Below are 25,061 nucleotides of genomic sequence, written 5' to 3' on the forward strand. Positions count from 1 at the left end.
CGGGCGGCCGACCTGGCAAAACAGTAGACCGATAACCCACAAGGACGTGGGGATACCTTTCAAGGAGGAAGAATTAAATGAGAATTAATCACAACATCGCGTCTCTGAACACGCATCGTCAAATGACGAACAACACTAATGCAACTAGCAAATCTTTGGAGAAGCTGTCTTCCGGTCTACGCATCAACCGCGCGGGCGACGACGCTGCAGGTCTCGCAATCTCCGAGAAAATGCGCGGACAAATCCGTGGCTTGGAGCAAGCTAGCCGCAACTCGCAAGATTCGATCTCCCTTATTCAAACGGCTGAGGGTGCGCTGAGCACGACTCATAACATTCTGCAACGTATGCGTGAGCTTGCTGTACAAGCAGCGAACGATACTTCTACAGATTCCGACCGCGCAGAGCTTCAAAAAGAAGTAACTCAGTTGAAATCCGAAGTTGATCGGATTGCCAGCACGACTGAGTTCAATACTAAGAAATTGTTGAACGGTAGCTTGACGGCAGCTAAGTCCGCTCAAGGTTCAGTTGCAAATTCGTCTGCTATCGATGCAGCTGATCAAGCTGCAACTGCTGCCAAAACAGGAGCAGGCCTCTCGATTGAGTTGTCTGAAGCGCTGGCAGGTAAGTCTGGCACTGGATATTCACATACTGGTGGAGCGGCATTGGCCGAAAGAACGATTATTCGTACTGGTGCGAATGATTCTTTCAAAATTGCAGTTAATGGAGCAACTGACCTAACAGTTACTATTGCTGCTAGTGGGGCTGAAGGATATACTCGTGAAGATTTCGCCAATGCGGTAAGCAAAGCAATTATTGACGCTCAAGAGACAGCTACGCCAGGCTCGTCCAAAGCAGAGTTTAATCAAGTGACCGTTAGTGTTTCTAATGATGGAAGGCTGGAACTGACTTCAAAAGCAACTGGAGCAAGTAACACGATTAAAATTGAAGTTAAGGGCGATACGGCTGACAAAGATGCTCTTGCAGCGATGGGCTTTGATGAAAAGGCTACTTCCTTTACATCGAATGTTGATCTTGGAACTGCAGGACATAAGACTGCGGCAACTGGATTAAATACGTTTAAAGTAACATTTGGTAATGGTGCTGCGGTTGTAGTTGATCTTGAAAATGATGGCGGATTAAGCGCTGGCACTCAATATAGCTTCTCTGCTCTAAAAGAAGGTTTGCAAAAAGCTCTCGATACAAAACTTGGTGCAAATCAAATTATTGTTGGCGATGATCAAAACGGTCACTTGACACTGAAAAACAATGTTGGGACAGGTACATTGACCCTGGAGAATAACACTACGGGTGCAGTTAGTGCCAACTTGTTTGGTGCAGCTACAGTTAACGTTACACAAGATGTATTGGCGACAAAGTCCACAACGACTAAAGGAACGAATGTTGTCAATACCATAAAAGCTGGTACAGTTATATCTGCTGGAGCTAACGACCAGTTTAATATTACATTGAATGGTAAAGAAACTACGCTTTCTCTTACTGCTGGTATTTATAGCGACCGCAATGCTCTTGTCACGGAAGTGAACAATCAAATCAATGCATCTAGCGATTTGATCGGAAAAGTTAAGGCTACATTGGGGTCTGATGGCAAGGTTGAATTTGAGTCGCTTATTAAAGGTGCAAACGCAACTTTGAAAGTATCCACGCCACCTACCATTCCACGCTCCGCTTTGGGTGCGCTTGGTTATGATGGAGCTGGCACTTCGATCAATGCTCCTGCTGCTGCTGACCTTGCAGGTGGTATAGACTTGACCGCTGCAGCAAATAGAAAAATTAAAGTAACCTTGGGTGCCAAAACGGAATATCTCGATCTGACCGGTTACGAGGGTATTAATGGAACGGTAGCAGGGAAAGTAAGCTCCCGTGACGCTATCGTCAAGGCTCTCCAAGCCGAGTTGAATAAGAAATTTGGAGAAAATGCTGTAACGGTCGCTACTAAAACGACACCAGCTGGGGTAGACACTCTTTCCCTGACAGCTAATGCTCGTGGTGCAGTTTTCAAAATTGAAAATGATGCAGCTGCAAATGCAACGGGACGTAATGCACTGTTTGGTGGAGCCGACTTAACGGCGACTATTACCACAGCAGGAGTTAACTCTAATATTGCTGGTACAGACGCGGTAGATAATTCGATTGCCAACACAACTAAGCTTGTTGATCTCGTTGATACTAACGGCAACGGACTTGGATTGCAAACTGGTAACGTAATCAAGATTACGGGTACGCAAAATGGCAATGCATTTGAAGCATCTGTAAAAGTTGAAGCAAACAGTAAAGTTGATGACATCTTGAGTGCTATTCGTAATCTTAAGCAATTTGATGGGGCTACAGTAGCGTTGAATGCAACTACCGGTAAGATAGAAGTACGTGGTGCTGACGGTCAAGATAAAGACATCTCGAATCTGAAATTTACGGCACAAAAATCGGCTACTGATGTAACTCAAGTTGCTAACTTTAACCGTGTTTTCGGAGACTTCAACGTTACGCAACAAGCGCAAAATGGTGCTGCAGACAGCTCGCTGCAAATGCAAATTGGTGCTAATGAAGGCCAAACGCTAAAAGTTGATATCAATGATATGGGAATCCAGGCTCTTCGTATCCAAGATGTTGACGTTTCTACTAGCGCAGGTGCTCAAACTGCCATTAGCGTTGTAAACAACGCTTTGGAGATTGTTTCTGCTGAGCGCTCGAAGCTAGGTGCTTACCAAAACCGTTTGGAGCACACAATTAGCAATCTCGGAACTTCCGCGGAAAACCTGACGGCTTCCGAATCGCGTATCCGTGATGTCGACATGGCGAAAGAGATGATGGACTTTACGAAAAACAACATCCTTTCCCAAGCTGCACAAGCAATGTTGGCCCAAGCGAATCAACAGCCACAAGGTGTACTGCAGTTGCTTCGTTAATAATTTGCTACTTGAAAGAGACCTTAGTATATCTAGGGTCTCTTTTCCTTATTTAGCTCGTCATTTACCTCTTCAGTAACAGATTAAAAATGCCGATAAGTTATGTAACGATAATATTTTTCTAAAGGGGTTTGTATATGAACAGAACAAAGCACGTAAAACATTTATACCCCCAGTACATGGATAAATTTCAATGCATAGGATCGGAATGTGAGGATACTTGCTGCGCAGGGTGGCAGGTATCGATAGATCGACCTACCTATAAAAAATATAGTAAGGTTGCTGATCCTCACTTAAGGAAAGAGCTTGATAGTAGTCTCAAGAGAAATCGGTTTAATCCCAGCGATGGCTACTTTGCTAGTATTAAATTAAATGAGAAAAACCATTGTCCAATGTTAACCGAAGACAGGAGATGTGGTATTCAACTTAGACTTGGTGAGGAATATTTGTCTAATGTGTGTGCAAGTTATCCTAGAGGGGGAAATGTTGTAAACGGTGTGTATGAATTATCGGGAACAATCTCATGTCCCGAAATGGCACGTCTCGTATTATTAAATCCCGATGGAATTGAATTCCAAGAAAGCAGTAAAGAATATGATCGGAGAATTAATATAGGTAAAGTAGTACAAACTGCTGACCCCAAAAGCCAGTCTGAGCGATATTTATGGGAATTTCGAATTTTCACGATACAAGTTCTTCAAAACCGAAATTATGAATTAACAGATCGTCTTATTTTGTTGGGGATGTTTTTTCAGAAATCGCAGGAATGCATGAAAGAAGAGGAGTCCGGAGGAGTAGTAGAGCTAATCGCTAAGTATACATCGATAGTTGACAACGGAAATTTAAAGGATGTCTTACAAGATATCCCTTCCAATACAGTAATTCAGATGGAACTTTTAAAAGAATTAGCCGATGAACGGTACCGGTTAGGGGTTAGCAGTCAAAGGTACTTTGAGTGTTATGCTGCATTTTTACATGGCATTGAGTATAACTTACAGGATACTACAGAAGATATAGCATTGCGCTATAAAGACGGTTACGAAAACTACTACCAACCTTTCATGAAAGAGCATGGATATATCATTGAAAACTACTTAGTAAACCATGTCTATAAAAGTCTTTTTCCATGTGGTAAATATGAAACTCTATTTGATGAATTTATTATGTTGGTTCTTCATTATGCTCTTATAAAGATGCACTTAATTGGAATGGCGAGATATGCCAAGGAAGAGTTTACGATAGATTTTGTCATAAAATTAATGCAATCTTTTTCAAAGACTGTTGAACATAATAACACGTTCTTCTCCAATGCGTATCAACTGCTCGAAAAACACAACTATAAATCCATGGCATACATGGCAATTCTAATTAAAAACTAAGCCGTTTGAATTATGATCTAATATTTCGTCCGCGCCTCTCCGATAAATATCGTATAGGGATACATAACGGAGGGATTCGCAGTGGAAAGTCAACCAATAGGTGGAGCTTCGCCGAAAATCCCGCCCAGCGGAAGCGATTCGGTCAACATGATACAAACAGCACAGGAGCTAAAGAGGGCGGAAGTACAGGGAGAACACATCTCAATCAGTGAAGAGCAACTGATTCTTGCAATCGATAAAGCTGTAAAAGCCGTTCAGGGAGCAGCGACAGTGCTTGACTTTTCTATTCACAAAAGCACGAATCAAATTATGGTTAAAGTTCTTGAACGAGATACCGGTAAGGTTGTACGTGAAATTCCGCCTGAGAAGATGCTAGATTTTGTGGCAAAACTATGGGAAATGGCCGGTATTTTGGTGGATAAGAAAGTTTGAAATATATTGAAAGGGGTGGGCAAGACAAATGCGTGTAGCAGGATTAAGCGGATTCGATGTGGACAATACCGTAAAAGAATTAATGAAGGCGCAACGTGTCAAGTACGATGCTCTCGATCAGAAGAAGCAAACATTTGAATGGACGCGGGATGCATACCGGGATATGAATCTTCAGTTAACGGATTACCGGAACAATAAACTATTCAAATTTCGATTGGAAGGTACCTTTAATAAGAAGGATGTAACGGTATCAGGGGACTCTGAGGCTATTTCAGCAAAGGCGACTGCTTCTGCTTCAGGTAGTAATATTACTGTTTCTGTACAAAAGTTAGCTGTGGCTGCTCATAACTTTAGCAAGGAAGAAGTCGCTAAAGCGGAATTCGATCGGACAAAACCCTTAATCGAGCAAACATCAAACCTACTTCACGGAACGCCTCTTTCGTCAGCTTACACTTTTAAAATCAACGGTAGTGAAAGTATTGTAATCGATACGAGCAAAGACTCGATTAATGATGTTATTAGCAAAATTAATCAAAAAACGAACGTTACGGCTTTCTACGATGAAAGTACCAGAAAAGTTTCCTTTATGGCCAAGCAGACGGGATTAGTCAATGGGGCTGACCAAAAGGGTGATACCATTCTTTTTGAGGATGTATCGGGGGACTTTTTGAGTAATGTTTTACAGGTAAAACCCGAGGGTGCTGTAAAAGCGAATGACGCCGAGATTACAATTAACGGATTGACTACCACACGTTCCAGCAATACGTTTACAGTAAACGGCATCGAAATCACGCTCAAAAAAGCAGGCGGAACTACGGCTACAATTGAACCGAAGACAAAAGTCGACGAAGTAGTAGACTCAATCAAAACGTTTATTTCCGAATACAATGATTTCATAAAACTAACCCAGGATAAAGTAGCCGAAGCAAGAAACAGAGACTACCTGCCGTTATCCAGCGAGCAAAAAGGAAGTTTGTCGGAGAAGCAGATCGAGCAGTGGGAGAAGCTGGCCAAAAGCGGTCTTTTGCGCAACGATCCTATTTTATCCAAGTTAACAAATAGCCTGCGGTTGGCGGTCACAGCCAATGTAGATACGGGTCATCCGACAATACGCTCCTTGGCCTCGATTGGGATCGATACAGGAGACTATTCTGAAAAAGGGAAACTTGTTATCAAAGACGAAACAAAGCTGCGTGCTGCTATCGAAAACAATCTCGACGCGGTCCAAGCTTTATTTACCCGACCTGCAGCAGAGGGTGGCAGTGGATCCGAAACGGGTATTGCCAATCGAATGTATGCCCAATTAAAAACCGGACTGGATGAATTGGTCGAAAAGGCGGGCGTTCCCAATACAACGTCGTTTGATCAGAGCGTGGTAGGCACCCAGCTTCTGCAAGTAAATAAACAGTTAAATCAGCTGGATACGAAGCTGAAAACGATGGAAAATAACTATTATACAAAATTTGCGGCAATGGAAGCTGCTATTAATCGGTATAACTCACAGTCCGCCTATTTGGCAAACGCATTCGGCACCAACAGCAAATAGAACATAGGAGGCGGACCATAATGATTCAAATGCAGCCGAATAAATATCTGGAGAATTCGGTTCATACAGCTTCTCCCGCTCAACTTCTTGTTATGTTGTGCGATGGCGCTATTCGTTTTAGCAAACTGGCCATTGAGGATATACGCAAGAAAGATATGAATGCGGCACATCAGCATATCTTCAAAGTTCAAGATATCATCAGCGAGTTCGTCATTACTTTGGACCAGTCGGCCCCAATAGCTAAAGACTTACTACGTCTCTACGACTATTTAATTTACAGATTGATTGAAGCAAATACGAAGAAGGACATTGAAGCGCTAGAAGAGGTCATTGGATTCGTAAAGGAATTGAAAGAAACCTGGATAGAAGCAGTCAAATTGATGAGTGCCCAGCGGGGCGGGGCTTGAAATGGATGAATGGATTGAAGAACTAGAACGGATTACGGAACAAATTCGAATAGGGATTCACACCGTTTCCCAAGACGAGCTTGAGCTGTTTATTGAGCGACGAGAAGATATTGTCGACAAAATTCGACAGTCTGAACTTACTGATATAATAAAGAATAAGTACAGGGAGCGGATAACCATTCTCCTGGAAAGCGATGAGCTTATCCGCAACCGTATCGCCGACATTCAGAGTGAGAATCAACAAGGGATTGCAAAAATAAATCAGGCCAAAATGCAAAAATCGGTCTATGATGCGGAGTATGCGATCGGCGGGTTTATGTTCGATAAGAAAAAGTGATTAACTTCATCATTTCTGTCATGACAAGCTAACGTTCAATTCGGCGGGAGCTTGTTTTTTTTGAATGTTTATTAATAATTCTTACCCTATTTTCACTGCAAACCAAAAAGCAAATCATTAACCTGTGCACAAATACAAAAAACAACCTGTGGATAATGTGCATAACCCTGTGAATAACTAATGAAAATAAGCTTTCATAATGTGTACGTTCTGTAAATAGCCAAATTTTCTAGCAATTCAATCTAGCAAAACTTGGGTGTAAATACACGTTTAGATATCGCTTTCACGTTGACATTATGCGGGCTGGATGGTATAGTCAGGGTGTCGGCATAGTCCGCAGCTATTTGAAGATGAAGGGAATGTTTTGCATGCAAGGTAAAGTTAAATGGTTTAACGCAGAAAAAGGCTATGGATTCATCGAGCGCGAAGACGGCGGAGACGTATTCGTACACTTCTCGGCAATCCAATCCGAAGGTTTCAAAACTTTGGAAGAAGGCCAAGCAGTAGAGTTCGACATCGTGGAAGGCGCACGCGGACCGCAAGCAGCTAACGTCGTAAAGATATAATCAACCGGCTGTACAGCCGCGATTGAATATATACGCTAGCAGCGAAGACTCCCCGGGAAACCGGGGTGTCTTTTTTGTTTTATTTCCCGTGCTACTTAGGCTGTCACATTATTTTCAGAATATACAAAAAATTTTGAATTATTGATAAGTTTTTTTGAAGATTGGACGTTAATATGCTATAGTAGAGATAGGAAAAACAACAGGCGAAAGCCTAGGGGATGGAAGGCGCAAACTCCCTTCGAGGCAGCGTTTTCCCTCAAGCTTAAGGCAGGAACCGCGCGGTTTTTCCCCGGATAAAGGCGTATCCGTCTCCGGGCTTCATTCGGTGCATAGGGACGAGCGCGCTTTATCGAATCGAAAGGAGCTGTTGGACAATGAACTTTGCCATTCGCGGACAAAACTTGCTGCTCACCGACGCTCTCAAGGAGTATGCGGAGAAAAAAATCGGAAGGCTCGAAAGGTACTTTGAAGCTGCTCCCACCTCGGATGTAACGGTCACCTTGAGTGTAAGCCGGAACATGCAAACCGTCGAGGTGACGATTCCGCTGCCAGGCATTCTGCTCAGAGCCGAAGTTCGAAGCGAAGATATGTATGCTTCGATCGATCTGGTTACGGAGAAGCTGGAGCGGCAAATTCGCAAGCATAAAACGAAAGCCAACCGCAAGTTTCGGCAAGACGGTATTCGCTCATTGTTCAGGGAAAGCTATGATGGAACGACGGCGGCGCGCCGCCTGGAGGAAGACGACGAGGAGATGGAGCTCGTGCGTACGAAACGCTTCAATCTGAAGCCGATGGATGTGGAGGAAGCGATTCTGCAAATGAATATGGTCGGTCACAATTTCTTTGTATTCGCCAATTCGGACTCCAAGGAAGTGAATGTCGTTTACCGCCGAAGCGACGGCAAATACGGCTTGATTGAGCCGAATTAACATATATTCGCAAATTCCAATCACATAATGGTTTGTCTTTCTGCTCTTACATGAATATCCGTCCGAACCCGGCGGAATCCTGAATAACAGGCGATGAAAAATGCCCGGTATACCGGTTCTAAGCCCCGATCCTGAAACGGATCGGGCTTTTTGACGTAAGTACAAGGTAGAACGTAAGGAGGTGCCGTCCATATGGACAATAAACCGGCTTCCCGTAAAAGCGGGTGGATCTTCGGTGCGGCCGGACTGTTTCTGCTCAGTAAGGCGAAGGCGCTGTTGGCCCTGCTCAAATTCAGCAAATTCGGCTCGGCGCTGATCAGCATGCTGATCACGATCTGGGCGTATACGATTGTGTTTCCGGTTCAAGTTGCGGTAGGGTTGGTCGGGATGATTTTTATTCACGAGCTCGGCCATGTCGCGGCGGCGAAGCGCAAGGGCTTGCCGGTCAGCGCGCCGTTTTTCATCCCGTTCGTCGGTGCTATGGTGATGATGAAGCGGCACCCGCGAGATGCGGTGACCGAGGCGTATATCGCTTACGGAGGACCTTTGATTGGAACGATCGGGGCAACGGCCGCATTCGCTATCGGCTCGATCGGGCTGCAAGGGAGCGGAGGCGCGGGCTGGTACATCTGGATCGTCATTGCCAAAATCGGCTTCATGATCAATCTGTTCAACTTGCTGCCGATGCAGCCGCTCGACGGGGGAAGAATCGCTTCGGCGGTCAGCCGCTGGCTGTGGATTGTCGGTCTGATCGGCGGGGCGCTGCTTATTGTGTATATGAACGCATGGATCTTGATCATCTTCTGGCTTTTGTTCGCCTACGATCTGTACAAAAAGTACATTCGCAAAATAAACACGACCCCGATGAAGCAAATGATCAACTGGGAGGAGCCGCTGGGGCCGCTTCTGCAAGCGGGATATTTCATTCCTGGCGAGGAACACCGGCGGGAGCTTCCTTTTACAACCTACAGCACGCTGGATGGAGTTCAGCGCGTTATGGTGAAGTGGGAGTCGCTGGGCATCGAGCATACGGCCGATCTGTCCGGGCAATCCATAATCGACAAGGTGGAAGTGGTAAAAGTCGGGAGGGTGCTGGACCGCGAGGAGCCGCAGCTGCTCATAGTCGTGACGGTTCAGGGCCATACTCATGAAAGCGACCTTTATTACGAGGTTCCGGCCAAAACGCGGCTCGGTTACGGTCTGGCTTACTTCGCGCTGGCTGCTTACCTGATCTCCTTATTGTGGTTGATCGGGACGATTGAGCCCCCGGCGCTGCCTTAATGTTCCTCGGCGGCCGCCCGGATGTCAAGCGGATTGTTGCGGCGATGGGCGCAAACTGTTACAATTTATGCAAACCAGTTTTTGTCGAAGTCTTCTTTTATTCCAAGTGATAAGTTTGTTCCGCCAGGAGCGGACTGACGTATAGCGAAAGGGGTTCTCGCATGTTAGGACTCGTAAAAAAAATATTCGGCGATACAAACGATCGCGAAATTAAACGACTGCTGAAAACGGTAGATTTGATTAACGGACTCGAGCCCGATATCAAAAAACTGTCCGACGAGCAGCTTCGCGGCAAAACCGTGGAGTTTCGCTCGCGGCTGGAGCAAGGCTCCGATCTGGACGAGCTGTTGCCTGAAGCTTTTGCGGTAGTACGCGAGGCTTCCTTGCGGACGCTGGGCAAGCGGCATTACGATGTGCAGCTGATCGGGGGCATGGTGCTTCACGAGGGAAAAATCGCCGAGATGAGAACCGGCGAAGGGAAAACGCTCGTAGGAACGCTCCCTGTTTATTTGAACGCGCTGCTTGGCAAAGGCGTCCATGTCGTAACGGTCAACGAATATTTGGCTAGCCGCGATAGCACCGAGATGGGGAAAATTTATGAGTTCCTCGGCATGACCGTCGGCGTCAACGCAAGCCATCTGTCCCACGGCGAGAAGCAAGCTGCGTACGCCTGTGACATCACTTATGGTACGAACAACGAATTCGGCTTCGACTACTTGCGCGACAATATGGTGCTTTATAAAGAGCAAATGGTGCAGCGTCCGCTCTATTTTGCAGCGATTGACGAAGTGGACTCGATTCTCGTCGACGAAGCCCGGACGCCGCTCATTATTTCCGGACAAGCCGCCAAATCGACCGACCTGTACTACTCGGCTGACCGTTTCGTCAAACGGCTTACCGCCGAGGATGATTACACGGTCGATATCAAGCTGCGCTCCGTCAACTTGACGGATGCGGGTGCGGCGAAGGCGGAGAAGGCATTCGGCATTGAGAACTTGTACGATCATGCCAACGTTACGCTGAACCATCATATTTCCCAGGCGCTCAAGGCCAACATCATCATGAGACGCGACGTTGACTACGTCGTACAGGAAGAAGAAGTTGTTATCGTCGACGAGTTTACCGGACGTTTGATGGTCGGACGCCGGTACAGCGACGGTCTCCACCAGGCGATCGAGGCGAAAGAACAGATCAAGGTGCAGAACGAAAGCATGACGCTCGCCACGATTACGCTGCAAAACTATTTCCGGATGTACCGCAAGCTGTCCGGGATGACCGGTACGGCGAAGACGGAGGAAGAAGAGCTTAAGAAAATTTACGGTCTCGAGGTTGTCGTCGTTCCGACGAACAAGCCGATGATTCGTGCCGATATGCCGGATATCGTATACAAAAGCGTAAACGGCAAATTCAAAGCGGCGGTCGAGCAAATTGTCGATCGGCATAAACAAGGCCAGCCGGTGCTCGTTGGCACCGTATCGATCGAAAACTCGGAGCGTCTGTCCGAGATGCTGAAGAAAAAAGGCGTGCCGCACAACGTGCTGAACGCGAAGCATCACGCCATGGAGGCCGAGATCGTCTCCAAAGCGGGCCAACCCGGCGCAGTCACGATCGCTACGAACATGGCCGGCCGCGGTACGGACATTATGCTTGGCGAAGGGGTTGCCGACGTCGGCGGCCTGCATATTATAGGTACGGAGCGGCACGAAAGCCGGCGGATCGACAACCAGTTGCGCGGCCGCGCAGGCCGTCAGGGCGATCCGGGATCGTCGCAGTTTTATTTGTCGATGGAAGACGAACTGATGCGCCGTTTCGGTGCCGAGAATATTATGGGCATGATGGAGCGAATCGGTTTCGAGGAAGACCAGCCGATCGAGAGCAAGCTGATCACCCGCGCCATCGAATCGGCGCAGAAGCGGGTAGAGGGCAACAACTTCGACACGCGGAAAGTCGTCCTGCAATATGACGACGTCATGAACCAGCAGCGGGAAATCATCTACAAGCAGCGCCGCGAGGTGCTCGAGCATGAGAACATCAAAGAAATTACGCTTGGCATGGTGATGCCGGTCGTCGAGCGGATCGTGACGGCGCATACGCCGGACGATCAGGTGCCGGAGGAATGGGATCTGGAAGCAATCGTCGACTACGCCAACGCCACCTTCCTCGAAGAGGGCCGCCTGACCAAAGAAGAGCTGTGGGGCAAAGAGCGGGACGAAATGATCGAGTACGTACAGAATCTGCTGAAGGAGCTGTACGACACCCGCGAGCAGGAGATCGGCGAGGAAACGATGCGCGAATTTGAGAAGGTTGTCGTGCTGCGTGCGGTCGACAGCAAGTGGATGGACCATATCGACGCGATGGAGCAGCTTCGTCAGGGCATTCATCTCCGCGCTTACGGCGGAACCGATCCGCTTCGCGAATATCAGTTCGAAGGCTTCGAAATGTTCCAGGAAATGATCGAGAGCATTCATGAAGAAATAGCCAAATACATCATGAAGGCTCACGTCGAATCGAACCTCGAACGCCAGGTCGTCATGGAAGGGCAAGCCGTAGATCCGAAAGCCGAAGAAGAAGGCAAGCAGCCGGTTCGCACTGAGGACAAAATCGGTCGTAACGATGCGTGTCCGTGCGGAAGCGGCAAAAAATACAAGCAGTGCCACGGCAAATAACCGACCAGGCAAAGCGAGAGCCGGACAGGTTGGCGAAGGAAGCCGGATAGGTGAGGCCCCCTGAATTTTGAAGGGGGTTTCCGTTTTCGTTTTACTATTCATGTTCAGAGGTGATTGTATTTATGTTGGAAGCAGATGTAAAGCAGGATTTGCGGGAAGTGGCGAAGCGTATTCAAGACCTTAGGGGGTCTCTTTGACTTAGATCTGAAGCTGGAGCAGATCGCGAATTTTGAGGAAAAGATGGCCGCTCCCGATTTCTGGGACGATAACGAAAGCGCGCAAAAAGTAATCGGCGAGATGAATACAGTAAAGTCGGTTGTTGATGAGTTTCAAGGGATGGCATCGGCTTATGAAGATATTGAGGTTATGCTGGAGCTGGCGGAGGAGGAAGGCGACGACAGCATGGCCGCAGATCTTACGGAGGGCATTCGCGAGCTGCACGGGAAGCTGCAAAGCTTCGAGCTGCAACTGCTGCTGAACCAGCCGTATGACAAAAGCGACTGCATTCTCGAGCTTCATCCGGGCGCAGGCGGTACGGAGTCGCAGGACTGGGCCGATTTGCTGCTGCGCATGTATCGGAGATACGCGGAGAAGCAGGGCTACAAGGTCGAGCTGCTTGATTACTTGCCGGGCGACGAAGCGGGCGTCAAAAGCGTAACGCTATCGATCAAGGGGCACAACGCCTATGGTTATTTAAAGGCTGAAAAAGGCGTGCATCGCCTGGTGCGCATTTCTCCGTTCGACGCCTCGGGACGCCGTCATACGTCTTTCGTATCGTGCGACGTCGTGCCGGAGATCGAGGAAGATGTCGAGGTCGAAATCCGCACGGAGGATCTCCGGGTCGATACATACCGCGCGAGCGGCGCCGGCGGTCAGCACGTCAACCGGACGGAATCGGCCGTGCGCATTACGCACATCCCGAGCGGAATCGTAGTCGCCTGTCAGCTGGAACGGTCGCAGATCCAAAACCGCGAGCGGGCGATGAAAATGCTTCGTTCGAAACTATATGAGAAAAAGCTCGAGGAGCAGGCTAAGCATCTCGCCGAAATTCGCGGCGAGCAGTCGGATATCGCCTGGGGCAGCCAGATCCGCTCCTACGTCTTCCATCCGTACAGCATGGTGAAGGATCATCGTACGCAGGCGGAAACCGGGAATGTGCAAGCCGTTATGGACGGAGAGATCGAGATGTTCATTGACGCTTACTTGCGGCAGCAAATTAAACCGGAGGAAGCTTAATATTTATAAAGAGGAACGTTTATCCTACACTTTGTGTAGGATTTTTTTTGGGACGATGATTGGCAGGTAGGAGAGGAGAAGAACGTTCATGCGCCGCAAAGAACCCGCTATCCGGATCGGCAGCCCGCTCCATCAGGCGATCGAGTACGGTCTGCTGCTCGCAGGTTGTCTCATGATTGCGCTTAGCTTTAATTTTTTCCTCAATCCGAATCAGATCGCTTCGGGCGGGGTTGCCGGCATCTCCACCATCGTTCAGCATCTGTTCGGGATCGAACCGGCGGTGATGCAGTGGGTGCTCAACATCCCGTTGTTCATTCTCGGCATGTTTTTCCTGGGGGGGCAATTCGGGCTGAAGACGGCGGTTGCTTCGGTCGTGCTGCCGCTATTCGTGCTGCTGTCCCACGATCTAGACCCGCTGACGACGAACCCGCTGCTTGCCACGATTTACGGCGGGATCGGCATTGGAGCAGGACTTGGCATCGTATTTCGCGGCAGAGGCTCGACCGGCGGGCTCGACTCGGCGGCGCAGCTCATCCACAAGTGGACCGGAGTCGGATACGGTATTGCGGTAGCGATTTTGGACGGTGCCGTTATTTTGTCGGCGGGCATCGTCTTTTCTCCGGAAAAAGCGCTGTACGCGCTGATCGGGTTATTCGTTACTACGAAGACGATCGATATCGTACAGACCGGGTTTCGCTATTCGAAGGTGGCGTTTATTATGAGCCGGGAGACGGAGGCGATTCGTCAGGCGGTTTTGTTCGAGCTGGACCGGGGGCTGACGCTGCTCGCCGGACAAGGCGGTTATACGGGGGAAAGCAGACCGACGATGATGGTCGTCGTTAGCCAGACGGAGGTAACCCGGCTGAAGACGATCGTCCGATCGGTCGACCCTAATGCTTTTGTAATTTTGGCCGATGCGAGCGAGGTGCTCGGGGAAGGATTCCGGCTTCACGGATAGCGGGAAAAGCTATTGCAGTCGGGGGCAATATTCCGTATGATCGATAAGAGAAACGGTGCCATGCTGGCGATGCCCTACTTGAAAATAACGATTGAATTATAATTCTATCGAATGTATAATAATGCATATGTTTCACGGGACGGCATTCTGAAGCAGGCGGGAAACAGATCATTTCGGGGCTCCCCGCAAAGAATTTGGAGCAAGTCTTGGGTTATGGAAGACAAGGACCAGGCTCCATTTTGCGGGGGTTCTTCATGGGAGGTAAGGCTATGAGCGGCAAAGTGAGAGCGGCCATCGTAGGCTCGACCGGCTACGGCGGCGTGGAGCTGATTCGTCTGCTGCTGGCGCACCCGAACGTCGAGATCACCTCGGTCATCTCGTCATCGAACCCGGGCGCGTTATATGCGGACGGTTATCCGCATTTATCGGAGATTATTACAGATCGTCTGGAAGCGATCGATCCCGAGGCAATGAAGCAGAAGGCGGATGTCGTCTTCCTGGCTACCCCGCACGGCGTAAGCACGGAGCTGTCGCCGAAGCTCGTTGGCATTGGGCTTAAAGTGATCGACGTATCGGGCGATCTTCGCTTGAAGCAAGGCGAAGTATACGAGAAATGGTATAAGCATAAGCCGGCCGACCCGGCCTATCTGGAGCGTGCCGTTTACGGCTTGTGCGAGGTGTTCGGAGACGAGGTTCGCGGAGCCGATCTGATCGCCAACCCGGGATGCTTCCCTACGGCCACTACGCTCGGTCTGGTGCCTCTACTCGCCGAAGGCTGGATAGATCCTTCCACGATCATCTCGGACGCCAAGACGGGCGTCTCCGGGGCCGGACGCGGTCTCGGCCTTACGTATCATTATTCGGAAATTAACGAAAATACGCTTGCGTACAAATTGAACAAGCATCAGCATACGCCCGAGATCGAGCAGACGCTCAGCCGTGTGGCCGGTCAGGACGTTACGATGACGTTTACGACGCATTTGCTGCCGATGACGCGCGGCATTCTTGTCACGAGTTACGCCAAGCTGACGCAAGACCGGACGGACGAGGAAGTACTGAATTTGTTCCGCAGCTATTACGAAGGACGCCGGTTCGTGCGCATTCGTCCAGCGGGCAAATGGCCGGCGACAAAGGAAGTGTACGGCTCCAACTACTGCGATATCGGCGTCTCCGTCGATACCCGGACGAATCGGGTTACGGTCATCTCCGTTATCGACAACCTGGTGAAGGGCGCAGCCGGGCAAGCGGTGCAAAACTTGAACCTGATGATGGGCTGGGACGAAGGAACGGGCCTTGCGTTTACGCCGGTTTATCCTTAAGATACCAAAAAATCATCTCAAACCGGTATTTTACGGGGAATCATAGAAAGATGGTGAGCTTGCGAATATGGCGCAGCAGAATGAATTTGTAGTGGTGGAGAACGGCTCGGTTACCACGCCGAAGGGCTTTCGCGCAGGCGGACTGCACTGCGGTCTCAAAAAGACGGAGCGCAACGACTTGGGCGTCATCGTTTGCGACGTGCCGGCTGCGGCGGCAGGGGTATATACGCTCAACTCGTTCCAGGCGGCGCCGCTTCAGGTAACGAAGGAAAGCATCGCAGCGGAGGGCAAGCTGCAAGTGATGCTGGTCAACAGCGGTAATGCGAACGCTTGTACGGGCAAGCAGGGCGAGGAAGACGCGCGGACGATGCGCTCGCTTGCGGCGAAAGCGTTCGGCGTACCCGATCACTACGTTGGCGTAACGTCGACCGGCGTAATCGGCGAACTGCTGAAGATGGACAAAGTATCGGCGGGCATTGCCGGCTTGCCGACTCGCGTGTCTGCTTCGGACGAAGGCGGGGAGCAGTTCAGCCAGGCGATTTTGACGACCGACCTCGTGAAGAAAACGGTTTGTGTGAAGCTGACCGTAGGCGGTCAAACGGTGCATATCGCAGGCGCTGCCAAAGGTTCGGGCATGATTCATCCGAATATGGCGACGATGCTCGGTTTTATTACGACGGATGCGGCTGTTTCGTCCGCTGCGCTCCAGCAGCTTCTGAACGGAGTGACCGATTCGACGTTTAATATGATTACCGTTGACGGCGATACGAGCACAAACGACATGGTTGTCGTTATGGCGAGCGGCCTTGCCGGCAATGACGAGCTGGGTGAAGGTCATGCGGACTGGGAAGCTTTCGCGGCCGGCTTCCGTTACGTCGGCGAGGTGCTGGCGAAGGCGATCGCCCGCGACGGCGAAGGCGCAACGAAGCTGATCGAGGTAAGCGTTGTGCATGCGGAGTCGGAGGAAGCGGCCCGCGCGATTGCGAAGACGGTTATCGGCTCGAGTCTGGTCAAGTCGGCCTGTTTCGGGGCGGATGCCAACTGGGGACGCATCATTGCAGCCGTGGGTCGTTCCGGCTATCCGGTCAACACGGAAACGGTCGATATTCGCCTCGGGGATATCGTGACGCTCGAGCAGTCCCGCCCGGTCAAGTTCGACGAGGAGAAAGCGGCCGCCTACCTGAAAGGCGACTTCGTCTTGATTCATATCGACCTTCATATGGGGAATAGCAGCGCCACCGCTTGGGGCTGCGACCTGACTTACGATTACGTCCGCATCAATGCGGCGTACCGGACTTAATCCATACTTATCGATAATAAGCCCGGGGGCTGCGGTGAAACGATCGCGGCCCTTTCGGAATAAAGGAGCACGTTTTGCGATGAAGAGCGGTTGTTTTGTGATGAAATGCGGAGGCAGCACGCTTGCGGCGCTGCCCGACACTTTTTTTCTCGATTTGAAGAAGCTGCAGGACGAAGGAATGATTCCCGTCATCGTTCACGGAGGCGGACCGGCCATCTCGGATACGCTCGGCAAGCTGGGCATCGAGACGGAGTTTGTGAACGGGCTGCGTAAAACGAATGAGGCGGTTCTCGACGTTGTCGAAATGGTGCTTTCCGGGCAGATCAACAAGCAGATCGTCCGTAAAGTGATGCAGTTCGGAGCGAAGGCGATCGGCCTCTCCGGTGTGGACGGTCATCTGATCGAGGCGAAGCCGGTAGCGAACGCGGCCGAGGTTGGTTTGGTCGGCGAAGTGACGAACGTGAATGCTGCGATTATCGAGGCTGTCGTGCAGATGGGCTACATGCCGGTTATCGCTCCAGTAGGAATCGGGGAGGGTGCGCAGCGCTACAACATTAACGCCGATACGGCGGCCGGTGCGGTCGCTTCCCATCTGGGCGTCGAGCGGATGATCGTTGTGACGGACGTACCCGGCATTATGAAGAACGTGGACGGCGAGAAGAAGGTGCTGCCGGTCGTGACGGTTGCCGAGATCGAACGGATGATCGAAAGCGGCGACATCTATGGCGGCATGATCCCGAAGGTGCGCGCTGCGATGGAGTGCATTCAGGGCAAGGTGTCCGAGGTCGTGATCGTGAGCGGAACCGAGCCGGAAGTGCTGAGCAAAGTGCTGCGGGGCGATTCCATCGGCACGCGCATTCAGCGGTAAGCGAAGCTTTTACAGGGGCGGTTTAACGGCTGCCGTTATTATAACTGAAACGGAGTGAAGACCATGAGCGAGCAGCAAAGCGCGCTGTTCCCGACGTACGCCAGATTTCCGATTACGCTTGTCAAAGGCGAAGGCAGCCGTCTGTGGGACGACAAAGGAAACGAATACCTCGATTTCGCCAGCGGACTGGCGGTTACGAACCTGGGACATGTGCCGGAGCAGGTGAAAAACAAGCTCGTGGAGCAGCTCGGCGAGCTGTGGCATGTGAGCAATCTGTTCCATATTCCGAATCAGGAAAAGCTGGCCCAACTGCTCGTGCAGAACAGCTGCGCGGACGCCGTTTTCTTCTGCAACAGCGGAGCGGAGGCGAACGAGGCAGCGATCAAGCTGGCGCGCCGATATAATGCCAAGGTGCTGGGCAAGCAGCGTTATGAAATCATTACTTTCCATACCTCGTTCCACGGGCGGACGCTGGCAACGCTGACCGCAACCGGTCAGGACAAGGTGAAGGAAGGCTTCCATCCGCTTCCGGAAGGGTTTGTTTACGCCCCTTACAACGACGCGGACGCGCTCAAAAGCTTCGTAACCGATAAAACATGCGCGATCATGCTCGAGCTCGTGCAGGGCGAAGGCGGCGTCAACCCGGCCGATCCGGCATTCGTGCAGGAAGTCGTACGGCTGTGCAAGGAACACGATCTGCTGCTCATTATCGACGAGATTCAAACCGGCATGGGTCGGACCGGCAAGTTGTTCGCCTATGAGCATTACGGCATCGAGCCGGACATTTTCACACTCGCCAAAGGGCTTGCCAGCGGCTTCCCGATCGGGGCGATGCTCGGCAAGGCGAAGCTGCGCGAGGCGTTCTCCGCAGGCAGCCATGGCTCCACTTTCGGCGGTACGCCTATTGCGACGGCAGCGGGCATCGCAACGGTGGAAACGATGGTCCAGGACAAGGTGCCAGAGCGAGCCGCAGAGATGGGCGACTATTTCTTCGCCGAGCTGAAGGCGAAGCTGAGCGGAAACCCGCTCGTGAAGCAAATTCGCGGCAGAGGCCTCCTTATCGGCATCGAGTGCACGCTTCCGGCGTCGGAGCTTGTTCCGGCCATTCATGAAGCCGGTCTGCTCGTCACCGCGGCCGGTCCGAATGTCATTCGCCTGCTGCCGAACCTGCTTGTTACCCGCGAGGATGCGGACAAAGGCATCGCCCTGATCGCTTCCGTGCTGGCGCAAAAGGCTGCGGCATCGGTTCAATAAGGTAATGTAAACTTGGAATATACCCGGGGCACCCGTGCGCGGTTACAAGCCCGCCCCGCTTTTTGAAGGAGGAACACGAATGTCTGATAATATTGCTATGCAAGATATGGCGGCCAGCCTCAAGGGCCGGGATTTTCTCGGACTTGTCGACTACACGCCGGAAGAAATCCGCTATTTGATCGATCTGGCGATCGATTTGAAGAAGAAGCAGAAGGCCGGAGAAGGGCATCAGCCGCTCAAAGGCAAAACGCTCGGTATGATTTTCGAAAAGTCGTCTACCCGCACGCGCGTTTCGTTCGAGGTAGGCATGTATCAGCTTGGCGGCCATGCGCTGTTTCTGAGCAAGAACGATCTGCAAATCGGCCGCGGCGAGTCGATCATGGACACGGCGCAGACGATGTCCCGCTATTTGGACGGCATCATGATCCGGACGTACGCTCATCGGACCGTGATCGATCTTGCCCGCGGCGCGACTGTTCCGGTCATAAACGGGCTGACCGACCGCTCCCATCCGTGTCAGGCGCTTGCCGACTACCAGACGGTGCTGGAGAAGAAGGGCAAGCTCGCCGGGCTCAAAATCGCGTATATCGGCGACGGAAATAATATGGTACACTCCTTAATGATGGGGGCGGCCAAGCTGGGCCTCCATATGGCGGTTGCTTCCCCCGAAGGGTACGACCCCGACCCGGAAGTCGCGAAAAATTCCCGCGAAAATGCAGTGAAAACAGGCGGCTCGCTGCTGCTGACCCGCGACGCGAAAGAAGCGATCGATGGAGCCGACGTCGTGTATACCGACGTATGGGCCAGCATGGGCTTCGAAGCCGAGCAGAAGGAACGGGAGCTTGCCTTCGCGAGCTATCAGGTGAATGAAGAGCTGGCGCGTTATGCGAAGAAGGATTTCCTGTTCATGCACTGCCTGCCGGCGCATCGCGGCGAAGAAGTGAGCGAAGGGGTCATCGACGGTCCGAACTCGATTATTTTCGATCAGGCGGAAAACCGTCTGCACGCGCAAAAAGCGGTCATGGCCGCTCTTATGGGTTAACACGGCGCAAGAAGAGACGCTTAGTGGCAACGAATAAGGAAGATACCCGTCTAGCTGCGGAAATAGCGGCGTAGGGCGGTCCTGTATAGATCAGTCAGGGCGCTTTCCGCATTTCGGAAAGCCGCCCAAGTGTAGAAAGGGAGACAAGAAACGATGGCGAAACCAAAAATTGTACTGGCCTACTCCGGCGGGCTGGACACATCCGTAATTTTGACATGGCTGAAAGAAACGTACGATGCGGAGATCATTACGTTCACCGCCGATATCGGACAAAAGGACGAGCTTGACGGACTCGAGGAAAAAGCGCTCCGCACGGGCGCTACGAAGGCGTACATCGACGACCTGCGCGATGAATTCGCCCGCGATTTCATCTACCCGATGTTCCAAGCCGGCGCGCTGTATGAAGGCCAGTATTTGCTTGGTACGAGCATCGCCCGTCCGTTGATCGCGAAACGCATGGTTGAGATTGCACGCGCCGAAGGCGCAATGGCGATCGCGCATGGAGCAACGGGAAAAGGCAACGACCAAGTGCGTTTCGAGCTGACGGCTGCAGCCCTTGCGCCGGAGCTGGAAGTAATTGCACCGTGGCGGATCGAAGAATTCCGCGAGCAGTTCCCAGGCCGCGCCGAGATGATCGCCTACGCCGAGAAGCATGGCATTCCGGTCACCGCTTCGGCATCCAAGCCATATTCGACCGACCGTAACCTGCTGCACATCAGCTTTGAGAGCGGCATGCTGGAAGATCCGTGGTTCGACCCGAGCGCCGACTCCAACCGCGATATGTATGTGCTCAGCCGAGCGCCGGAAGAAGCTCCGGACGAAGCCGAATACGTTGAGCTCGAGTTCGAACAAGGCAACTGCGTGGCGATTAACGGCAAGCGCCTTTCTCCGCTGGAAGCGATGGAGCTGCTCAACGAGCTTGGCGGCAAACACGGCATCGGCCGCGTCGACATGGTCGAGAACCGCTTCGTAGGCATGAAAAGCCGCGGCGTATACGAGACGCCGGGCGGCACGATTCTGTTCACCGCTCACCGGAAAATGGAGTCGCTCACGATGGACCGCGAAGTGATGCATTTGCGCGACTCGCTTATTTCGAAATATGCTTCGCTCGTGTACAACGGCTTCTGGTTCGCTCCGGAACGTCATGCGATTCAGGCGCTCGTGACCGAGAGCCAGAAAAACGTCGCCGGTACGGTTCGCCTGAAGCTGTACAAAGGCAACATCATGGGCGCCGGCGTGAAAAGCCCGGTCAGCCTGTACAACCCGGACATCGCCACGATGGAGGCCGATCCGTCCAAAGCGTACAACCAGGGCGATGCGACCGGATTTATCCGCCTGAACGCGCTTCGTCTGCGCGTTGCTTCCGGCGTTGCGCAAAACGCGGACAAGTAACGTCCTGTTACGATAGAACCGAACGAAGGGCAAGGAATCGCCGGAGCCGTCCGAGAATGCGGCGGACAACCGATCCGGGGCGTTCCTTGCCTTTCGGGCGAATAACGAGCGCATAACATAACGAACGATATACGAGGAGGGAACGAGAAGTGTCGAAGCTTTGGGGTGGACGTTTTACGAAAAAAACCGACCAGCTCGTCGAGGAATATACGGCCTCGATCCTGTTCGACAAGGAACTGGCCGAGGAAGATATTCAAGGTAGTCTGGCGCATGTGACGATGCTCGGCAAATGCGGCATTTTACCTGCAGCCGACGTGGAAACAATCAAGGAAGGCTTGTATCAGGTGGCGCAAAAAATCCGCCGCGGGGAAGTCGAATTTTCGGTGTCCGACGAGGACATTCATATGAACGTGGAAAAAACGCTGATCGAGCTGGTCGGACCGGTTGGCGGCAAGCTGCACACGGGACGCAGCCGCAACGACCAGGTCGCTACCGATATGCATCTGTATTTGCGCAAGCGGGTAGTCGAATTCGTCGGCATGCTCGTCAAGCTGCAGGAGGCGCTGATCGGACAAGCCAAGGCGAATCTGGATACGATCGTGCCAGGGTATACGCATTTGCAGCGCGCGCAGCCGATTTTGTTCGCGCATCATATGATGGCGTATGTGTCGATGTTCGGGCGGGATATCGAACGGCTGCAGGACAGCTATAAGCGTATCGACATGCTGCCGCTCGGAGCGGGCGCGCTGGCCGGTACGACGTTCCCGATCGACCGCCATTTCGTGGCCGAGCAGCTCGGCTTCCAGCGCGTGTACGAGAACAGTCTGGACGCCGTCAGCGACCGCGACTTTATCGTCGAGTTCCTGGCGAACGCATCGCTCATTATGACGCATTTGTCGCGGCTGTGCGAAGAGATCGTGCTGTGGTCGAGCACCGAGTTCCAGTTCGTCGAGCTGGATGACGCGTTTACGACCGGCAGCAGCATCATGCCGCAGAAAAAAAATCCCGACGTCGCCGAGCTGGTGCGCGGCAAAACGGGACGCGTGTACGGCAATCTGGTCGGCATGTTGACCGTGCTGAAGGCGCTGCCGCTTGCCTATAACAAAGATATGCAGGAAGACAAGGAAGGCATGTTCGACACGGTCCGGACGCTCCAGGGCGCGCTTCAGCTGTTCGCCCCGATGATCGCCACGATGAAGATTAACCGCGACCGGATGCGGCAGGCGGTGAACCAGGACTTCTCGAATGCGACCGACATCGCCGACTATTTGGCCAGCAAAGGGATGCCGTTCCGTCAAGCGCACGAAGTCATCGGCAAGACGGTGCTGTACTGCATCCAGAACAACAAATACTTGCTTGACCTGACGCTTGCGGAATTTTTGCAGTTTTCCGACCTGTTCGACGACCGCATCTACAAGGTGCTGCAGCCGGAGAACGTTGTGAATGCCCGTAAAGTATACGGCGGAACCGCGACTGCGCAAGTGTCTGGCGCAATCGAGCGAGCTGAGGCAGCTTTGGCGCAAAGCAGCGCTTGGCTGGATCAGTATTTGGAGAAGAGCAAGTAAGCAAGCGGCATGCCCGCATAAATAAAGGAGACGCCTCCGGAGCCACTTATTCACGTGGTGCCGGAGGCGTCTTTTTTTCCATACATGCCAGATCAGCTCAGCGTCCCTTAGGAAACACAGGCCCGCTTACGCCGTCTTCGACAATCGGGCGAGGACCGCCCGGAGGGGCGTCCGGGGCCGTGTCGCCGCCGCGTAAGGCGATCAGCGTAGGCTGCGTCTGGTACGTGTCTTTGGATACCCGCTCCTTGCCGGTGACGACCCCGTTCTCTTTGCGGATGCGGTACGTTTCGACGACGTAGCCGGGCTTGCCCTGCTGGATGACGGCCTGCTCCCCATCCGCCAGCGTCGGGTTGCGCACGTATTTGACCGGTGGCTCAATCGTCTGAAGTACATTCGATTCGATCTCGTAGGTGACGGATGGCGGCATCGTGCCGAATAGTTTGATCGTAACCCGGCCGCCGTCGAATTCGCTGCGAATGAGCAGGTGATGCCCGGTATTATTTGTGAACATGAAGTTGATATACCCGGTTGCGAACGTGGCGTCCTGGCCCAGCGGGACGTAACTGACCGGCAGCGAATGGTTGCGGCGTTCGTTCACCTGGAGACCGGCGCGAAGCACCGCGTTGTACAGGGTGGTCGATACTTGGCATATGCCGCCGCCAATACCGGGAACTAGCTTGCCGTTGAAAATAACAGGAGCCTCGCGAAAACCGGCTCTTTTTTCCGTCTCGCGGATAATCGTACTGTAGTCGAATCGTTCGCCGGGCGCGAGCAGCATATCGTGGATCGTGCCTGCCGTCGCCTGAATATTGTGAACCCGGCCGGGGGCGCTCCCGGGAAAGGTAGTTGTGAACTCGGCGATTTTCCGTTCCACGCCTTGTCCCTTGAGCTGCTCCTGCGTCACCTTCGGCAGCTGCTCCCGCACCGGGACCTGAACGGCGGGAAGGCTTTGTTCCCCGCTTTGCCCGCCTTCTCCGCGCAGTATCGCGTAGAATCGCTCCAGGCCGAGCGACTTCAGGCGTTCGGTCAGCGTGGCGACGTCGATCGTTTGGGCTTTTTGCTCGGGTATGTACTCGATCAAGTCACCCGGGGTCACGGTTCTCTCGGCATTTTTCGTGACCGGATTCATCAGGCCGGGCCACTGGGCCGCCAAAGTCTGGCGCATCGCAGGATCAGACAACCGAAGTTCAAGCGGGAGCGCGGCTCCGCGCATATGCCACCTCTTTTTTGCCTTGGTCAGGCGGCTTCCTTCGAACAAATATTCGAGCAGACCGGACAGGCTTTCTTCCTCCAGCGTCAGGCCGAGTGCATTCCATGTAACCTTCGCCTTAGCGGGTTTTCCTCCGGGCAGCTCCAGCTCTACCGGCTCCCCGTACAGCTGCCCCAGCCGGGATTGCCACTCCAGACGCAGCTCGTGCTCCGTAAGTCCCCCGATTACCCAATCACCAAGCCTAACGCCGCCTGGAACCGTACGGAGACCGGAGTACCACCAGAACCAGCCCCACAGCGCGATCATTCCGCAAATGGCGGCAAGGAGCAGCCGGTTAGCCAGAATTCGCTTCATCGGAACGCCCTCCCTCCCTCAGGTGTTCAATATGATCTGTGTACAGCCCCCTATGTCCACTATATGCGGGAGGTTGTCTGGATTTGACATCAACCC

Annotated in this window: 19 protein-coding genes and 2 pseudogenes; 20 read left to right on the forward strand and 1 reads right to left on the reverse strand. The window is 52.2% G+C overall.

Annotated elements, in window-relative coordinates; all coding sequences use genetic code 11:
* Positions 1-77: 77 nt before the first annotated feature.
* The 20 genes and pseudogenes from D7M11_RS22655 to argH all read left to right on the forward strand — a co-directional run.
* A pseudogene (locus D7M11_RS22655) lies at positions 78-495 on the forward strand (flagellin N-terminal helical domain-containing protein); the annotation flags it as partial.
* A 2,162-nt stretch (positions 496-2,657) separates the two neighbouring features.
* A pseudogene (locus D7M11_RS22660) lies at positions 2,658-2,924 on the forward strand (flagellin); the annotation flags it as partial.
* A gap of 179 nt (positions 2,925-3,103) precedes the next feature.
* Positions 3,104-4,303, forward strand: a complete 1,200-nt coding sequence (fliB, locus tag D7M11_RS22665; protein ID WP_240041257.1) for a flagellin lysine-N-methylase — start codon at positions 3,104-3,106, stop codon at positions 4,301-4,303.
* Positions 4,304-4,384: 81 nt separating this feature from the next.
* Positions 4,385-4,735 (forward strand): flagellar protein FlaG, encoded by a 351-nt coding sequence (locus D7M11_RS22670; protein ID WP_240041258.1) that lies wholly within the window; start codon positions 4,385-4,387, stop codon positions 4,733-4,735.
* A gap of 28 nt (positions 4,736-4,763) precedes the next feature.
* Positions 4,764-6,281, forward strand: a complete 1,518-nt coding sequence (fliD, locus tag D7M11_RS22675) for a flagellar filament capping protein FliD (protein WP_120749548.1) — start codon at positions 4,764-4,766, stop codon at positions 6,279-6,281.
* Between the two features lie 20 nt (positions 6,282-6,301).
* Entirely contained in the window at positions 6,302-6,688 is a 387-nt protein-coding gene (gene fliS / locus D7M11_RS22680; protein WP_120749549.1) for a flagellar export chaperone FliS, read from the forward strand.
* Position 6,689: 1 nt separating this feature from the next.
* Positions 6,690-7,025 (forward strand): hypothetical protein, encoded by a 336-nt coding sequence (locus D7M11_RS22685; RefSeq protein ID WP_120749550.1) that lies wholly within the window; start codon positions 6,690-6,692, stop codon positions 7,023-7,025.
* Positions 7,026-7,393: 368 nt separating this feature from the next.
* On the forward strand, positions 7,394-7,591 hold the full coding sequence (locus tag D7M11_RS22690) for a cold shock domain-containing protein (RefSeq protein WP_120749609.1): 198 nt from the start codon (positions 7,394-7,396) through the stop codon (positions 7,589-7,591).
* Positions 7,592-7,965: 374 nt separating this feature from the next.
* Entirely contained in the window at positions 7,966-8,520 is a 555-nt protein-coding gene (gene hpf, locus D7M11_RS22695; protein WP_120749551.1) for a ribosome hibernation-promoting factor, HPF/YfiA family, read from the forward strand.
* Between the two features lie 192 nt (positions 8,521-8,712).
* Positions 8,713-9,801 (forward strand): site-2 protease family protein, encoded by a 1,089-nt coding sequence (locus D7M11_RS22700; RefSeq protein WP_120749552.1) that lies wholly within the window; start codon positions 8,713-8,715, stop codon positions 9,799-9,801.
* A 161-nt stretch (positions 9,802-9,962) separates the two neighbouring features.
* A complete protein-coding gene (secA, locus tag D7M11_RS22705) occupies positions 9,963-12,467 on the forward strand; it encodes a preprotein translocase subunit SecA (protein WP_120749553.1) in 2,505 nt (834 codons plus the stop codon).
* A 122-nt stretch (positions 12,468-12,589) separates the two neighbouring features.
* A protein-coding gene (prfB, locus tag D7M11_RS22710) for a peptide chain release factor 2 (RefSeq protein ID WP_120749554.1) occupies positions 12,590-13,703 on the forward strand; the annotation gives its coding sequence in 2 pieces (ribosomal slippage) (positions 12,590-12,661 and positions 12,663-13,703; 1,113 coding nt in all).
* 88 nt (positions 13,704-13,791) lie between these two features.
* Positions 13,792-14,661: a YitT family protein gene (locus tag D7M11_RS22715; protein WP_120749555.1), complete on the forward strand. Its 870-nt coding sequence runs from the start codon at positions 13,792-13,794 to the stop codon at positions 14,659-14,661.
* Positions 14,662-14,930: 269 nt separating this feature from the next.
* Positions 14,931-15,980 (forward strand): N-acetyl-gamma-glutamyl-phosphate reductase, encoded by a 1,050-nt coding sequence (gene argC, locus D7M11_RS22720; RefSeq protein ID WP_120749556.1) that lies wholly within the window; start codon positions 14,931-14,933, stop codon positions 15,978-15,980.
* Positions 15,981-16,047: 67 nt separating this feature from the next.
* Positions 16,048-17,280 carry a bifunctional glutamate N-acetyltransferase/amino-acid acetyltransferase ArgJ gene (gene argJ, locus D7M11_RS22725; protein WP_120749557.1) on the forward strand — a complete coding sequence of 411 codons (1,233 nt, stop codon included), beginning with the start codon at positions 16,048-16,050 and terminating at the stop codon, positions 17,278-17,280.
* Between the two features lie 79 nt (positions 17,281-17,359).
* The gene (gene argB, locus D7M11_RS22730) at positions 17,360-18,148 is read left to right on the forward strand and encodes an acetylglutamate kinase (protein WP_120749558.1); all 789 of its coding nucleotides are present in this window, start codon (positions 17,360-17,362) and stop codon (positions 18,146-18,148) included.
* Between the two features lie 63 nt (positions 18,149-18,211).
* Entirely contained in the window at positions 18,212-19,402 is a 1,191-nt protein-coding gene (locus tag D7M11_RS22735; protein ID WP_120749559.1) for an acetylornithine transaminase, read from the forward strand.
* Positions 19,403-19,481: 79 nt separating this feature from the next.
* Complete coding sequence (gene argF, locus D7M11_RS22740) at positions 19,482-20,444, forward strand: ornithine carbamoyltransferase (protein ID WP_120749560.1); 963 nt, start codon at positions 19,482-19,484, stop codon at positions 20,442-20,444.
* A 153-nt stretch (positions 20,445-20,597) separates the two neighbouring features.
* Complete coding sequence (locus D7M11_RS22745; protein ID WP_120749561.1) at positions 20,598-21,836, forward strand: argininosuccinate synthase; 1,239 nt, start codon at positions 20,598-20,600, stop codon at positions 21,834-21,836.
* Positions 21,837-21,985: 149 nt separating this feature from the next.
* A complete protein-coding gene (gene argH / locus D7M11_RS22750; protein WP_120749562.1) occupies positions 21,986-23,401 on the forward strand; it encodes an argininosuccinate lyase in 1,416 nt (471 codons plus the stop codon).
* Between the two features lie 97 nt (positions 23,402-23,498).
* On the opposite strand, the gene D7M11_RS22755 is transcribed toward argH, so the two are convergent.
* A complete protein-coding gene (locus D7M11_RS22755) occupies positions 23,499-24,965 on the reverse strand; it encodes a VanW family protein (protein WP_120749563.1) in 1,467 nt (488 codons plus the stop codon).
* Positions 24,966-25,061 lie beyond the last annotated feature (96 nt).

Source organism: Paenibacillus ginsengarvi, from assembly GCF_003626695.1.
Classification (GTDB): domain Bacteria; phylum Bacillota; class Bacilli; order Paenibacillales; family NBRC-103111; genus Paenibacillus_AB; species Paenibacillus_AB ginsengarvi.

Excerpts from the sequence above, each read along its gene's own strand:
- argC (WP_120749556.1), top strand. The coding sequence starts at position 14,931 with ATGAGCGGCAAAGTGAGAGCGGCCATCGTAGGCTCGACCGGCTACGGC.
- D7M11_RS22690 (WP_120749609.1), top strand. The coding sequence starts at position 7,394 with ATGCAAGGTAAAGTTAAATGGTTTAACGCAGAAAAAGGCTATGGATTC.
- argF (WP_120749560.1), top strand. The coding sequence starts at position 19,482 with ATGTCTGATAATATTGCTATGCAAGATATGGCGGCCAGCCTCAAGGGC.
- D7M11_RS22755 (WP_120749563.1), bottom strand. The coding sequence starts at position 24,965 with ATGAAGCGAATTCTGGCTAACCGGCTGCTCCTTGCCGCCATTTGCGGA.
- D7M11_RS22715 (WP_120749555.1), top strand. The coding sequence starts at position 13,792 with ATGCGCCGCAAAGAACCCGCTATCCGGATCGGCAGCCCGCTCCATCAG.
- D7M11_RS22700 (WP_120749552.1), top strand. The coding sequence starts at position 8,713 with ATGGACAATAAACCGGCTTCCCGTAAAAGCGGGTGGATCTTCGGTGCG.
- argJ (WP_120749557.1), top strand. The coding sequence starts at position 16,048 with ATGGCGCAGCAGAATGAATTTGTAGTGGTGGAGAACGGCTCGGTTACC.
- D7M11_RS22745 (WP_120749561.1), top strand. The coding sequence starts at position 20,598 with ATGGCGAAACCAAAAATTGTACTGGCCTACTCCGGCGGGCTGGACACA.
- fliD (WP_120749548.1), top strand. The coding sequence starts at position 4,764 with ATGCGTGTAGCAGGATTAAGCGGATTCGATGTGGACAATACCGTAAAA.
- secA (WP_120749553.1), top strand. The coding sequence starts at position 9,963 with ATGTTAGGACTCGTAAAAAAAATATTCGGCGATACAAACGATCGCGAA.
- D7M11_RS22685 (WP_120749550.1), top strand. The coding sequence starts at position 6,690 with ATGGATGAATGGATTGAAGAACTAGAACGGATTACGGAACAAATTCGA.
- fliB (WP_240041257.1), top strand. The coding sequence starts at position 3,104 with ATGGATAAATTTCAATGCATAGGATCGGAATGTGAGGATACTTGCTGC.
- fliS (WP_120749549.1), top strand. The coding sequence starts at position 6,302 with ATGATTCAAATGCAGCCGAATAAATATCTGGAGAATTCGGTTCATACA.
- hpf (WP_120749551.1), top strand. The coding sequence starts at position 7,966 with ATGAACTTTGCCATTCGCGGACAAAACTTGCTGCTCACCGACGCTCTC.
- D7M11_RS22735 (WP_120749559.1), top strand. The coding sequence starts at position 18,212 with ATGAGCGAGCAGCAAAGCGCGCTGTTCCCGACGTACGCCAGATTTCCG.
- argB (WP_120749558.1), top strand. The coding sequence starts at position 17,360 with ATGAAGAGCGGTTGTTTTGTGATGAAATGCGGAGGCAGCACGCTTGCG.